The sequence below is a fragment of the Stenotrophomonas sp. pho genome (assembly GCF_006228405.1).
Taxonomy (GTDB): domain Bacteria; phylum Pseudomonadota; class Gammaproteobacteria; order Xanthomonadales; family Xanthomonadaceae; genus Stenotrophomonas; species Stenotrophomonas sepilia.
In genome coordinates, this window is record NZ_CP029759.1 from 1,813,858 (window position 1) to 1,826,823 (window position 12,966).

A 12,966-nucleotide genomic window follows, 5' to 3' on the forward strand; every position below is an offset into this window, starting at 1 on the left:
GCTGCCGGCCAGCGGCCGGCACTACCCTCGGTTACCCGAATTCGAACCCCATCTCCGGCAACGCCGGGCCGACAAAGTCGCCCTGCACGTAATCCACGCCGGCACTGAACAGCAGCGTCATCGAGTTGGCATCGCTGACGAATTCGGCGATGGTGCGGATGCCCGCTTCCTGAGCACGCGCAGTGATCTGGCTGATGCGGTCGATGTTCTCGCGGGTGGCAGCCAGGTCGCTGGTGAAGCCCCGGTCCAGCTTGAGGAACTGCGGCTGGAAGTGGGCCAGCAGCTGGAACGAGTCCAGCCCGGAACCGAACTGCTCCAGGCCGATGCGGCAGCCCAGTGGCGCCACTTCGGCAAGGAATTGCTGTGCACTGCGCAGGTGGGTGAACACCTTCGCTTCCGGTGCATGCAGCCACAGCCGTTCGCCGGGCACGCCCTGTGCCTGCAGTTCGCGGTGCAGGGTGGCGATCATCTGTGGGTCATCGAACGATTCCGGCGTGACCTTCACCAGCACCTGGGTGGCATGACCCGCACGTGCGCGTTCGCCCAGCACCGCGATCGCCTGCGAAACCACCCAGCGGTTGATGTCGGCCAGCAGGCCGTGTTCCTCGGCGATGCCCAGGAACGCGGTCGGGCTCAGCAGCTCGCCGTTGTTTTCCAGGCGCAGATAGGCTTCGTACAGTTCCAGTGGTTCGCCCTGCAGGTTCAGCACCGGCTGGTAGTGAAGCTGGAAACCGTCGCCGGCCAGCGCCTCGCGGATGCGCGCCACCCAGCGCTGCACACGCTCTTCCTCGACACGGTCGGCGGCAGCCGGGTCGAAGATGCGGCAGGTGTTACCCAGCTCGGCTGCAGCCTGGGTGCATTCGCTGGCGCGCGCCAGCACCTGGCCGATGCTGGCGATCTTCTCACCGACCTGCACGCCACCGATGCTGACCGTCACCGTGGCCGAGCGTGCGCCGATGCTGAAGACGTGCGCGGCGTAGGCTTCTCGGATGCGCTCGGCCAGCGCCACGGTCTGTGCGTAGGGTCCGGCCTGCAGCACGGCGAAATTGTGTTCGCCGAAACGGGCCAGTTGCGCGTCCTCGCCAACCACTTCGGCCAGCAGGGCGGCGAGGGCGCCGATCAGGGTATCGGCCGAGGCCAGGCCGATATCCGGCAGCAGGCGCGCGTAGTGGTCCGGCTCGATCAGCAGCAGGCCGAACTGGCCCTCGCTGCGCCCGGCCTGGGCCACCGCGCTTTCCAGCTGCAGCATGAAGGTCGGGCGATTGAGCAGGCCGGTGACCTGGTCGCGCTGGCGCAGGTCCTCGACCTCGCGTGCCAGCTCGGGGTCGAACTCCATGCGGCGGCGGAGCACCACCTGCAGGCAGGACTCGCCTTCGTAGGTGGCCGCCGCAAATTCCATCGTCGCCGGGAACGCACTGCCGTCCTGGTGGCGCGCGTCGAGCTGGTACTGCGGCGGCGGCGCCTCGCCACGGCTGAGGCCCTTCAGCAGCTGCTTGAAGCCCTCCACGTGTTGGGCAGCGACCATGTCCAGCAGCGAAATGCCTTCGATGTCGTCGAATTGCTCGTAGCCGAACATCTCCAGGTAGGCGTCGTTGGCGCGGATGTGCATGCCTTCATGCACGTAGGCGATGGGGTCGCGCGAGGAGGCGATCAGCGCGTCGCAGCGGCGCTCGGTCTCGCGCATCTGCGCCTCGATGCGGCGCAGGCCGCGGCGTGCCTGCAGGTCGACCCACTGGTCGCGGACCACGGCGAGCAGGTGCTCGGGGCGCTGGCGCAGGGCGAGGGCACGGATGCCATGGCTGCTGGCCTGCACCAGTTCGTCCTCGTCGATGCGCTCGGCCAGCAGCACCAGCGGGATGTCCTTGCCGCTGGCGGCGATGTGCTGGGCTGCCAGCTGCAGCGGAATGCCCTGCGACGGCGAGGCCAGCACCAGGTCGATGGCCTGGCTGGTCAGCACCTGGGCCAGCTCGGCCGCATCCTGCGGGCGCCACGGGCGTACCGCGATGCCGCTGTTGCGCAGGGTGCTGACGATGGCTTCGGCATTCTCGCCGCTGTCATCGACGATCAGCAGGCGGATGGTGATGTCGTTCGCGTTCTGCATGCACTGCTCCCCAATCTGCGAATCTAGATACACGATGCGCGGCGAACCGTCCATGCGCGTACCCCTTGCGCGCATGGAACGGCGAAGTGGTTCACACCACGCCGCCCGCTGCGTGGCCGCTGGCCCAGGCCCATTGGAAGTTGTAGCCGCCCAGCCAGCCGGTCACGTCCAGCACCTCGCCAACGAAGTGCAGGCCGGGGACGCGCTTGGATTCCATCGTTGAGGATGACACTTCGGCGGTGTCCACGCCGCCCAGGGTGACCTCGGCGGTGCGGTAGCCTTCGGTGCCGCTGGCCACCAGCGGGAATGCGCCCAGCAGCTGCGCAGCCTGGCGCAGCACCGGCTCGTCCAGCTGGCGCACGGGGCGGTTGGGCAGCCAGTGCTCGCACAGCCGCTGTGCCAGCCGCTTCGGCAGTACCTCGCCCAGCCCCGTGCGCAGCTCGGCGGCGGGGCGGTCGCGCTTCATCTGGCGCAGCCACTCGCCGGCATCCTGGCCCGGCAACAGGTCCAGCTCCAGCGCATCGCCGGGCCGCCAGAACGAAGAGATCTGCAGGATGGCCGGACCGCTCACGCCACGGTGGGTCAGCAGCATGAAGTTCTGGAAGCTCTTGCCGTTGCAGCGCGCTTCGATCGGTAGCGCCACGCCGCTGAGGTCGGCCAACCGTTCCTGGTGCTTGCCGCTGAGGGTCAGCGGCACCAGCCCGGCGCGGGTCGGCAGCACCTGGTGGCCGAACTGGCGGGCCACTTCATAGCCAAAGCCGCTGGCCCCCATGCTGGGAATCGACAGGCCGCCGGTGGCAACCACCAGCGAGGCGCAATGGAACAGCCCGTGCGTGGTGTGCACGCGGAAACCATCGCTGCCATGCTCGATGCGCTGCACGCTGCAGTCGGTACGGATCTGCACGCCGGCCGCCTGCATTCGTCCACCAGCATCTTCACGATCTGCTTGGAGGAGACATCGCAGAACAGCTGCCCCAGTTCCTTTTCGTGATACGCGATGCCGTGCTTGTGCACCAACTCGATGAAGTGCCAGGGCGTGTAGCGGGCCAGCGCCGACTTGCAGAAGTGCGGGTTGGCCGACAGGAAGTTGGCCGGGGTGGTGCCGGTGTTGGTGAAGTTGCAGCGGCCACCGCCGGACATCAGGATCTTCTTGCCGACCTTGTTGGCATGGTCGATCACCTGCACCTGGCGGCCGCGCTGGCCAGCCGTGATCGCGGTCATGAGCCCGGCTGCGCCGGCGCCGATGACCACCACGTCACAACGGATCGTGTTCATGCCTTGGCGCGCTTGCGCCAGGTCGGGATCACGTCGAGCTGCATCTGATCGTTGAGCAGCTGCACTTCACCGTCCTGGATCAGCACGCTCCAGCGCATCGCGCGCTGGATCTGCTGGCCCCACAGCTCTACGAAGGCACCGTCGAGATCGACCACCGAAAGATTGTCGAAGCGCGCCAGGCCCTTGCCCTGCTTGCCCCACCAGATCTCCGAGGCGTTGCCGCCATAGTTGACCACCTGCACCTGGCGGCTGCGGTTGCTGGCCTTGCGGATGGGCGATTCGTCCGGATGGCCCAGGTCGATCCACTGCAGGATGTCGCCGGTGTAGTCGTGTTCCCACAGGTCGGGTTCGTCATCGGTGCTCAGGCCGCGGCCGAACTCCAGGCGGTCGCCGGCGTTCAGCGCGAAGGCGAGCAGGCGCACCATCAGGCGCTCGTCGGTCTCGGACGGATGCTGGGCCAGGGTCAGGTTGTGGGTCGAGTAGTAGCCGCGATCCATGTCGCTGATCTGCAGTTCGGCCTTGCGGATGGTGGCGGTAAGAGCCATGGGGGTCCGTGGACTAAAGACGACAATGATAGAGGTTTGCTCCGGGGGTGTCCGTGGCCGGGCTGTCTGCGCAGCGTCAACGGTGGCACGCTTGCGTTCTTTCCCGTGGCCGGAGTGGACGCCATGACCTTGCCCAGCCGACTGCAGTTGCCGCCCGGGCCCTGGGCCACCCTGCTGGATGGCCTGTGTGCACGTTTCCCGCGCATCGCGCCCGCGCAATGGCAGGATCGCTTCGCGCGTGGCCGTGTGCTGGATGCGCAGGGCAGGGCGCTCACTGCGGACACGCCCTGGCAGGTCGGGCGGGAGATCCAGTACTTCCGCGAGGTGGCCGACGAACCGGTGATTCCCTTTGTCGAGACCATCGTCCATCTGGATGCGCACCTGCTGGTGGCCGACAAGCCGCATTTCCTGCCGGTGACACCTGCGGGTGGGCATGTGCGCGAGACGCTGCTGGCGCGGCTGGTCGCCCGCACCGGCAATGCCGATCTGGTACCGCTGCACCGGCTGGATCGGCTGACGGCCGGGCTGGTGATGTTCTCGACCCAGCGAGCGTCGCGCGATGCTTACCAGCGCCTGTTCCGTGATCGGCGCATCGAGAAGGCCTATGAGGCCCTGGCACCGGCGCTGCCGGGGCTGGCGTTTCCGTTGCAGCGGGACAGCCGGTTGGTGCCGGGCGAGCCGTTCTTCCGCATGTCCGAAGTGCCCGGTGAGCCCAATGCGCGCAGCCGGATCGAGCTGATCGAGGCCGAAGGGCCGATCTGGCGCTACCGGCTGCTGCCGGAGACCGGCCGCAAGCATCAACTGCGCGTGCACATGGCCATGCTGGGGGCGCCGATCATGGGTGACGACCTGTACCCGCAGCTTCGGCAACGTCCGCCGAACGTCGCCGAGGCGCCGCTGCAGCTGCTGGCGCGGGCCCTGGCCTTCGACGACCCATTGAGCGGCGAACGACGGGCGTTCAGCAGCGGCCGCAGCCTGAGCCTTCCGGCGTAGGGCGGCCAGGCGCTCAGCGGGCCGGGCGTCGCGCCAGCCAGCGGTCCAGCTCGGCGGCGAACAGCTGCCGGTCGCGGGGCCCCAGGGGCGGCGGTCCGCCGGTCTGGACCCCGGCGCCGCGCAGTTCCTCCATGAAATTGCGCATCGACAGCCGCTCGGCCATGTTGTTCGGGGTGTACAGCTGGCCGCGCGGGTTCAGCGCCACGGCCCTCTTCTCCAGCACCAGCGCAGCCAGCGGGATGTCCTGGGTGACGACCAGGTCTCCGGCGGCGACCCGCTCGACGATGGCGCTGTCGGCCACGTCCAGGCCCTGCGGTACCTGGATCGAGCGCAGCCAGCGCGACGGCGGGGTGCGGATCCACTGGTTGGCGACCAGGGTCAGCTCGATCCCGACCCGTTCGGCGGCCCGGAACAGGATGTCGCGAATGACGGTGGGGCAGGCGTCCGCGTCCACCCAGATGCGGGGAGACGCGTGTTCAGCGGGGATTTCAGCTTCAGTCATTTACCCAGTGTAGGGTGGGAAAAACCTGAATGGGGGCTCGGGGTTAGCCGCGATTGGCTGCCAACCCTTGTCACGCCTAGCGGGTGACGTGTTCCCATGAACGTCGGGACTATCGCTTTTTGCAGAAAACACGCGTATCGTGCGACCCACTGTGTTTGCTAGGGTCACCGTGAATCGTGGCCTGGTGCAGTTGATCTCACGATCCGCTCATCGATCCGCTTTACCAACGCCTGCAACTCAGTCTCGGCCCCGATACCCGGTGGCTGCGATTTTTTTCAACATGTGTTTCAGGAGTTAGTAAAATGTCTGAACGTCAGACCGGCACCGTCAAGTGGTTCAACGACGCCAAGGGCTTCGGCTTCATCACCCCGGAAAGCGGCCCGGACCTGTTCGTGCACTTCCGCGCGATCCAGGGCACCGGCTTCAAGACCCTGCAGGAAGGCCAGAAGGTTACCTTCATCGCCGTCCAGGGTCAGAAGGGTATGCAGGCTGACCAGGTGCAGGCGGTCTAATCCGTCTGCTACCGTTGGGTAGCCAGAACGCCGGAGGCGAGAGCTTCCGGCGTTTTTTATTGCCCGCTGTTTTTTGTAGAAATCGAGCCACGCTCGACTGTTCTCAAGGACAGTGGAGCAGGGCTCGACTCTACAAAGGGCATGCAGCCGGCGCGGTAGGATGGCGGCCTTCCCAAGGATCGTCCCCATGCGCATCGTTCATCACCTGGAAAACTCCCGTTCCCTGCGCGTGCTGTGGATGCTGGAGGAGTTGGGGCTGGACTACGAACTGCGCCGCTATCCGCGCGATCCGAAGACGCTGCTGGCGCCGCCGGAACTGCGCAACGTGCATCCGCTCGGCAAGTCGCCGGTGCTGCAGGATGGCGAGCTGGTACTGGCCGAGTCCGGGGCGATCCTCGACTATCTCGCTGACCGTTACGACACGCAGCGCCAGCTGTCGCCGTCACCGATGCCGGCCGACGGCACCGAACGCATCGCGTACCGCTACTGGCTGCACTATGCCGAAGGCTCGGCGATGCCGCCGCTGCTGCTGACCCTGGTGATGGGCCGCATCCGTAATGCGACCATGCCATTCTTCGCACGCCCGATTGCACGCAGCATTGCCGACAAGGCCGAGCGGGGCTTCGTTGGGCCGCAGCGGCGCCTGCACCTGGACTGGATGGAGCGCCGCCTGGCCGAAAGCCCATGGTTTGCCGGCGAGCGCTTCAGTGCGGCCGACATCCAGATGAGCTTCCCGATCCAGGCTGCTGCCGCGCGCGGTGGCGGTCTCGACGGCAAGCCGGCACTGCGTGGCTTCCTCAAGCGCATCAGCGAGCGGCCTGCTTACCAGCGCGCCGAGGCCCACGGTGGCCATCTGCAGGCGCTCAGCGGCAATTGAGGCCGGCGGCGGTCGCCCCCACCTCCAGAGTCATGGATACCGACAGCCCCGTTTCGACAACCGCCTGCTGCATGCCCTGCCGGGTGACCCCGAATCCGGCCCGCGCAGGCGCGAAGTGCTGGGTGCCGCCTGGTCGCCCGTGATGCCGACCCCGGTGACGGCGCCCACGCTGTTGGCCTGGGCGCCGGACGTCGCCGAAATGCTTGGCTTCAATACCGCTGAAGTCGAAAGCGAAGGTTTCGCGCAGGTGTTCGGCGGCAATACGCTGTACGCCGGCATGCAGCCGTGGGCAGCCAACTACGGTGGCCATCAGTTCGGTCACTGGGCCGGCCAGCTCGGCGACGGGCGTGCGATCTCGCTGGGTGAGCTGGTGGCACCCGATGGCCGCCACTGGGAGCTGCAGCTGAAGGGGGCCGGGCCGACGCCGTACTCGCGCGGTGCCGATGGACGGGCAGTGCTGCGCTCGTCGATCCGCGAGTTCCTGTGCAGCGAAGCGATGCACCACCTGGGCGTGCCGACCACGCGCGCGTTGTCGCTGGTCGGTACCGGCGAGGAGGTGGTGCGCGACATGTTCTATGACGGCCACCCGCGTGCCGAGCCTGGTGCCATCGTGTGCCGGGTCTCGCCGTCGTTCCTGCGTTTCGGTTCGTTCGAGCTGCCGGCCTCGCGTGGCGAGACTGCCTTGCTGCAACAGCTGGTGGACACCTGCATCGCACGTGATTTCCCCGGGCTGGAGGGGCAGGGCGAGGCACGGTACGGCGACTGGTTCGCGCAGATCGCGGTGCGCACCGCCGAGATGATCGCGCACTGGATGCGTGTCGGCTTCGTACATGGCGTGATGAACACCGACAACCTGTCCGTGCTCGGTCTCACACTGGATTACGGCCCCTATGGCTGGGTCGAGGATTTCGATCCGGACTGGACGCCGAACACCACCGACGCCCAGGGGCGCCGCTACCGCTTCGGCACCCAGCCGCAGGTGGCGTACTGGAACCTGAGCCGATTGGCCCAGGCGCTGTCGCCGCTGTTCGCCGATGTCGCACCGCTGCAGGTGGGCCTGGCGGCCTTCCAGTCCACCTTCGTGGCCTGCACGCGTCGCGATGCCGCGGCAAAGCTGGGGCTGGCCGCGGCCGACGATGACGACCTGCAGCTCTACCAGCGCTGGCAGCAGCTGATGCAGGAGGGTGCCATGGACATGACTCTGGCCTGGCGCGCACTGATGCGCATCGACCCGTCGGCAACGGACGCTACGGTTCTGGACGCGGTGTACTACGACGAGGCGCGGCGACAGGCAGTGCAGGCACCGTTGCAGCACTGGCTGCAGGACTACGCGGAGCGCCTGCGCAGCGATCCGCTGCCGGCCAGCGAACGCGTGGCGAAGATGACGGCGGCCAACCCGCTGTACGTGCTGCGCAACTGGTTGGCGCAGGAAGCGATCGACCGCGCAGAGCAGGGTGACCTCGGCGGTGTGCATGCGCTGCAGGACGTGCTGCGAGACCCATACACCGAGCGCGCAGGGCTCGAGCACTTCGCTGGCAAGCGCCCGGCGTGGGCCGACAACCGCGCCGGTTGCTCGATGCTGTCCTGCAGTTCCTGAGGGTGGGTTTCGGCAGGGCTGCGCCCTGCACCCGCAGAGGCAAGGGCCGAATCCAAAGCCAAAGCCAAAGCCAAAGCCAAAGCCAAAGCGGCTCTGGATTGTTGATGGTCTGGCGGGGCGGTGTGGGGCTGCAGGACACGCCGTAAACCCCAAACCGGCCCAGCCGCCAGCGGCTGGGCCGGGCCCCGGAGGGGTACTTGCAGCGTCCCCTGCAACCGGACCCACCCCGCCATCCCACAGAATGCACGCTGTTGCTGTTGCCGTTGAGGTTGCCGGCCAGCGGCCGGCACTACCGCAGGTGCCGGGCGCAGCCCGGCCGAACACCCCCAACAGGCAGCCGGCGCCCGGAACGGGTACCCTATGCCGCCATCAGATAGCCAATGTGACATGACCGACGCCATCGTCGCTCCGCAGTGGGCCTCCCGCCTGCGCGACATCGCCGACTTCCCCAAGCCCGGCATCCTGTTCAAGGACATCATGCCGCTGCTCGCCCACGGCGAGGACTTCCGCGGCGCGATCACCGCGATGGCCGACCGTTGGCGCGACCAGAAGCTGGACGCGGTGGTCGGCATCGAATCGCGTGGTTTCATCCTCGGCGCCGCGATGGCGCTGGAGCTTGGCGTCGGCTTCGTGCCGGTGCGCAAGCCGGGCAAGCTGCCGGGCCAGGTGCTGCGCGAGGAATACACGCTGGAGTACCGCAGCGACTGCATCGAAGTGCACGCCGACGCGTTGCCGTCCGGTGCCCGCGTCGCGATCATCGATGACGTGCTGGCCACCGGCGGCACGCTGGTCGCTGCGTTGTCGCTGGTGCGCCGCCTGGGTGTTGAAGTGGTCGGCGCCGGTGTGCTGGTCGAGCTCGATGGCCTGGGCGGCCGGGCCCGCTGGGAGGCGGGCTTGCCACTGCACACCGAACTGGTGTTCTGATCGAAGGGTGAATGCCAACCAAGGTTGGCATCTACCAGAGCGAAGAGCCGGGAGCCGGTCGTTGCCAACCGTGGTTGGCAACCCGGCTTCAATCACATCATCCGCACGCGGAAGCGACGGCCCTTGATCTTGCCGGCTTCCAGCCTGGCGACGGCCTTGTTGGCCTGTTCACGCGCGATCGCCACGTAGGAGCGGGTCGGGAAGATCGCGATCTTGCCGATGAACTTGCTCGACAGGCCGGCATCGCCGGTCAGTGCGCCGAGGATGTCGCCCGGGCGCAGCTTGTCGGTCTTGCCGCCGTCAATCCGCAGGGTGCGCATCGCCGCCTGCGGCAACTCGGCCGGGCGCGAGGTCGCCAGTGGCGTCTTCTGCCAGTCCAGCGGTTGCCCCAGCTGCGCTTCGATGGCTTCGGCGCGGGTCTTTTCGCGGCCAGCCACCAGGCTGATCGCCAGGCCGCTGGCACCGGCACGACCGGTACGGCCCACGCGATGCTGGTAGCTCTCCACGTCGGTCGGCAGTTCGTAGTTGATCACCGCCGCCAGCTCTTCCACGTCCAGTCCGCGCGCGGCGACGTCGCTGGCGACCAGCACGTTGCAGCTGCGGTTGGCCAGCCGCAACAGCACTTCCTCACGGTCGCGCTGCTCCATGTCGCCGTGCAGGGCGAGTGCGGAGAAGCCGAACTGCTGCAGCGAGTTGGCCACTTCGTCCACGTCCTTGCGGGTGTTGCAGAACACCACCGCCGATTCCGGCGCGTACTTCAGCAGCAGGCCGGCCAGCGCCTTCTGGCGATGCACCGGTTCCACCTCGCAGAACAGGTGGCGGATGGCCGGTGCCTGGTCGGCACCTTCCACGGTCACCTCCACCGCGTCGCGCAGCAGGTCACGCGCCATGGCGCGGATGCTGTCGGGGAAGGTGGCGGAGAACAGCAGGCTCTGGCGATCCCTGTGGGTGCGGCCGGCGATCTTGCGGATCGGCTCCTCGAAGCCCATGTCGAGCATGCGGTCGGCCTCGTCCAGCACCAGCGTGCGCACCGCGCCCAGGTTCAGCGCGCGCTTGCGTGCCAGCTCCTGCACGCGGCCGGGCGTACCCACCACCACGTGCGGGTCGTGGCCTTCCAGCGAGGCCAGCTGCGGGCCCAGCGGCACGCCGCCTACCAGCAGCAACAGCTTCAGGTTGGGAATGCCGGTGGCCAGCTTGCGGATCTGCTTGCCGACCTGGTCGGCGAGTTCGCGGGTCGGGCACAGGACCAGCGCCTGCACGCGGATCAGGCTGGGGTCGACGGCCTGCAGCAGGCCCAGCCCGAAGGCGGCGGTCTTGCCGCTGCCGGTCGGCGCCTGTGCGATCACATCGTGGCCATCGAGGATGGCCGGCAGGCTCTGCGCCTGCACGGGGGTGAGGGTGGTGTAGCCGAGGGCGTCCAGGCCGGGCTGCAGGGCCGGGCTCAGCGGCAGGGTCGAGAAGTCAGTCATGGCGCATTGTACCTGCCTGCGCGGCAGCGCCCGTCCTGGGCCGCCATCCACGCATGGCGTGGATCTACGGGTGGGTGCCGACCGTTGGTCGGCACGCCCTGCTCAGCCCAGCACCGCCAACACACCCTGGTGGATCGCCAGGCCACCGAACAGCAGCCAGGCGAACAGGATCAGCGCCAGCAGCAGTGGCTTCAGGCCGGCCTGGCGCAGCGCCGAGACATGGGTGGTCAGGCCCAGCGCGGCCATCGCCATCGCCAGCAGCACGGTATCCAACTGCACCAGCCCGGCCTGCAGGCTGGCCGGCAGCAGGTGCAGCGAATTGAAACCGGCCACTGCCACGAAACCGAACGCGAACCACGGCACTACGATGCGCGCCTTGCTGCCGTCGGCGCCGGCCTTGCCGCCACGCGCCAGCCACAACGACAACACGACCAGGAACGGCGCCAGCAGCATCACCCGCACCATCTTGGTGATCACCGCAGTATCGGCGGCGGCTTCGCTGACCGTGCGGCCGGCGGCCACCACCTGCGCCACTTCGTGCACCGTCGCACCAGTGAACAGGCCGTACTGCCGCGCGTCCATCGCCAGCCAGCCGTGCGACTGCACCAGCGCATACAGCGCCGGGTACAGGAACATCGCCAGCGTGCCGAACACCACGACGGTAGAAACCGCGACAGTGACCTGCGCAGCGCGGCCACGCACCACCGGTTCGGCGGCCATCACCGCTGCCGCACCGCAGATCGCGCTCCCGGCGCCGATCAGCATTGCCGCCTCGCGTTCCATCTTGAACACACGTACGCCCAGCCAGCAGGCCAGGCCGAAGGTGCTGGCGACCACCAGCACGTCCATCAGCACGCCGCTGACGCCGACATGGCCGATGTCCTGGAAGGTCAGGCGCAGGCCGTACAGCACGATGCCGGCGCGCAGCAGCCAGTGCTTGGAGAAGCCGACACCGGCCGCGCTGCTCGGTGCCAGCCGCGGGTACAGGGTGTTGCCGACCACGATGCCGGCCACGATGGCGACGGTCAGTGCACTCAGGCCATGCGCCTGCAACCAGGGAAGCTCGGCCAGGTACAGCGATGCCGCCGCGATCAGGCCCACCAGCAGAAGGCCGGGCAGGCGCGGCTGCCAGCGTTGGCGCAGGGCGGGCAGGGACCAGGAGGAGAGAGCGGGGGCGTTCATGGCAGGGGTAGGGCTGTAGTGACGGGGCAAGCGTGTGCCTTCGTCCCTGACCTGTAAAACGAATAATATGGGTGAAACCTACCTATCAAGCGGGTAAATGCCATGCGCCTGACCTTGCGCCAGCTGCAAGTCTTCGTCGCCATCGCCGACCACGGCAGCACCACCGCCGCCGGCCAGGCCATCGCGCTCTCGCAGTCGGCCAGCAGCGCCGCCCTGCAGGAACTGGAGGCGCACTTCGGTACGCCGCTGTTCGACCGCATCGGCCGTCGCCTGGCGCTGAACGGGCACGGCCGCGCACTGCTGGAGCCGGCGCGCACCCTGCTGGTCAATGCCGCTGATCTGGAGCGGCAGCTGGCCGCCGGCGGAGACCCGTCGCAAGGGGCACCGCTGCGGTTGGTACTGGCCGCCAGTACCACCATCGGCAACTACCTGCTGCCGCAGCGCATCGCTGAGCTGCTGCGGCAGGCGCCGCAGGCCGAAGTCGACCTGCGCATCGACAACAGTGCTGGCGTAGTCGCCGCTGTGCAGCGCCTGGACGTCGACGCCGGCCTGATCGAAGGCCCGTGCCATGAGCGCGGTTTGCAGGTCACGGCATGGCAGCAGGATCCGCTGGTGATCGTCGGCGCCGCCGACGCCCCCCGCGCTGGTCGTTGGACGAACTGCGCCGCGCCCGCTGGCTGCTGCGCGAACCCGGCTCCGGCACCCGCGAGGCAGTGGAACAGGCGCTGTTGCCGCACCTGCGCGGCTTCGCCCAGACCCTGCAGCTGGGCAATACCGAAGCGATCAAGCAGGCTGCGATCGCCGGCCTCGGATTGGCCTGCCTTTCGCGTCACGCGCTGGAAGAGCCGCTGGCGCTGGGCCGCCTGCGCGTGCTCGAGACGCCGCTGCCCGCCCTTCAGCGCACCCTGTGGCTGGTGCGCCACCCGGGCAAGCAATGGCTGCCGGGGTTGCAGGCGTTGCTGGGGGAGGTGGAGTAGCAGGGATCGGTC

The 12,966-nt window shown here is 68.0% G+C and carries 10 protein-coding genes and 2 pseudogenes; 6 read left to right on the forward strand and 6 right to left on the reverse strand.

Going from position 1 to position 12,966, the window contains the following annotated elements; genetic code table 11:
* Positions 1-31: 31 nt before the first annotated feature.
* The 3 genes and pseudogenes from DL544_RS08590 to DL544_RS08600 all read right to left on the reverse strand — a co-directional run bounded on the left by DL544_RS08590 (position 32) and on the right by DL544_RS08600 (position 3,921).
* Positions 32-2,101 (reverse strand): EAL domain-containing response regulator, encoded by a 2,070-nt coding sequence (locus tag DL544_RS08590; protein WP_005416205.1) that lies wholly within the window; start codon positions 2,099-2,101, stop codon positions 32-34.
* Between the two features lie 91 nt (positions 2,102-2,192).
* Positions 2,193-3,376 (reverse strand): annotated as a pseudogene (locus DL544_RS08595) (BaiN/RdsA family NAD(P)/FAD-dependent oxidoreductase).
* Positions 3,373-3,921 carry a YaeQ family protein gene (locus DL544_RS08600; protein ID WP_139726991.1) on the reverse strand — a complete coding sequence of 183 codons (549 nt, stop codon included), beginning with the start codon at positions 3,919-3,921 and terminating at the stop codon, positions 3,373-3,375. The pseudogene DL544_RS08595 and the gene DL544_RS08600 overlap by 4 nt, the downstream one beginning before the upstream one ends.
* Before the next feature lie 123 nt (positions 3,922-4,044).
* Between DL544_RS08600 and DL544_RS08605 the strand changes: the two genes are divergently transcribed.
* Complete coding sequence (locus DL544_RS08605) at positions 4,045-4,914, forward strand: pseudouridine synthase (protein WP_065195925.1); 870 nt, start codon at positions 4,045-4,047, stop codon at positions 4,912-4,914.
* Between the two features lie 13 nt (positions 4,915-4,927).
* Here DL544_RS08605 and DL544_RS08610 read toward each other — a convergent pair whose 3' ends face one another.
* On the reverse strand, positions 4,928-5,416 hold the full coding sequence (locus DL544_RS08610; protein ID WP_065185179.1) for a YaiI/YqxD family protein: 489 nt from the start codon (positions 5,414-5,416) through the stop codon (positions 4,928-4,930).
* Between the two features lie 302 nt (positions 5,417-5,718).
* Between DL544_RS08610 and DL544_RS08615 the strand changes: the two genes are divergently transcribed.
* From DL544_RS08615 to DL544_RS08630, 4 genes are all read left to right on the forward strand, one after another.
* Positions 5,719-5,928 carry a cold-shock protein gene (locus DL544_RS08615; RefSeq protein ID WP_005416210.1) on the forward strand — a complete coding sequence of 70 codons (210 nt, stop codon included), beginning with the start codon at positions 5,719-5,721 and terminating at the stop codon, positions 5,926-5,928.
* A 187-nt stretch (positions 5,929-6,115) separates the two neighbouring features.
* Complete coding sequence (locus DL544_RS08620) at positions 6,116-6,805, forward strand: glutathione S-transferase family protein (protein WP_065195926.1); 690 nt, start codon at positions 6,116-6,118, stop codon at positions 6,803-6,805.
* The gene (locus DL544_RS08625; protein WP_139728094.1) at positions 6,801-8,402 is read left to right on the forward strand and encodes a protein adenylyltransferase SelO; all 1,602 of its coding nucleotides are present in this window, start codon (positions 6,801-6,803) and stop codon (positions 8,400-8,402) included. The genes DL544_RS08620 and DL544_RS08625 overlap by 5 nt, the downstream gene beginning before the upstream one ends.
* Before the next feature lie 387 nt (positions 8,403-8,789).
* Positions 8,790-9,326 carry an adenine phosphoribosyltransferase gene (locus DL544_RS08630; RefSeq protein ID WP_065185177.1) on the forward strand — a complete coding sequence of 179 codons (537 nt, stop codon included), beginning with the start codon at positions 8,790-8,792 and terminating at the stop codon, positions 9,324-9,326.
* A gap of 92 nt (positions 9,327-9,418) precedes the next feature.
* Here the strand turns inward: DL544_RS08630 and dbpA are convergent, their stop codons facing one another.
* Complete coding sequence (gene dbpA / locus DL544_RS08635) at positions 9,419-10,795, reverse strand: ATP-dependent RNA helicase DbpA (protein WP_139726992.1); 1,377 nt, start codon at positions 10,793-10,795, stop codon at positions 9,419-9,421.
* Positions 10,796-10,897: 102 nt separating this feature from the next.
* Positions 10,898-11,977: a YeiH family protein gene (locus tag DL544_RS08640; protein ID WP_053501305.1), complete on the reverse strand. Its 1,080-nt coding sequence runs from the start codon at positions 11,975-11,977 to the stop codon at positions 10,898-10,900.
* A gap of 102 nt (positions 11,978-12,079) precedes the next feature.
* Between DL544_RS08640 and DL544_RS08645 the strand changes: the two are divergent.
* A pseudogene (locus DL544_RS08645) lies at positions 12,080-12,954 on the forward strand (LysR family transcriptional regulator).
* Positions 12,955-12,966: the final 12 nt, after the last annotated feature.

What these genes read in the sequence shown, in the direction of transcription:
- DL544_RS08590 (WP_005416205.1), bottom strand. Translation starts at nt 2,101, where the DNA reads ATGCAGAACGCGAACGACATCACCATCCGCCTGCTGATCGTCGATGAC.
- DL544_RS08600 (WP_139726991.1), bottom strand. Translation starts at nt 3,921, where the DNA reads ATGGCTCTTACCGCCACCATCCGCAAGGCCGAACTGCAGATCAGCGAC.
- DL544_RS08605 (WP_065195925.1), top strand. Translation starts at nt 4,045, where the DNA reads ATGACCTTGCCCAGCCGACTGCAGTTGCCGCCCGGGCCCTGGGCCACC.
- DL544_RS08610 (WP_065185179.1), bottom strand. Translation starts at nt 5,416, where the DNA reads ATGACTGAAGCTGAAATCCCCGCTGAACACGCGTCTCCCCGCATCTGG.
- DL544_RS08615 (WP_005416210.1), top strand. Translation starts at nt 5,719, where the DNA reads ATGTCTGAACGTCAGACCGGCACCGTCAAGTGGTTCAACGACGCCAAG.
- DL544_RS08620 (WP_065195926.1), top strand. Translation starts at nt 6,116, where the DNA reads ATGCGCATCGTTCATCACCTGGAAAACTCCCGTTCCCTGCGCGTGCTG.
- DL544_RS08630 (WP_065185177.1), top strand. Translation starts at nt 8,790, where the DNA reads ATGACCGACGCCATCGTCGCTCCGCAGTGGGCCTCCCGCCTGCGCGAC.
- dbpA (WP_139726992.1), bottom strand. Translation starts at nt 10,795, where the DNA reads ATGACTGACTTCTCGACCCTGCCGCTGAGCCCGGCCCTGCAGCCCGGC.
- DL544_RS08640 (WP_053501305.1), bottom strand. Translation starts at nt 11,977, where the DNA reads ATGAACGCCCCCGCTCTCTCCTCCTGGTCCCTGCCCGCCCTGCGCCAA.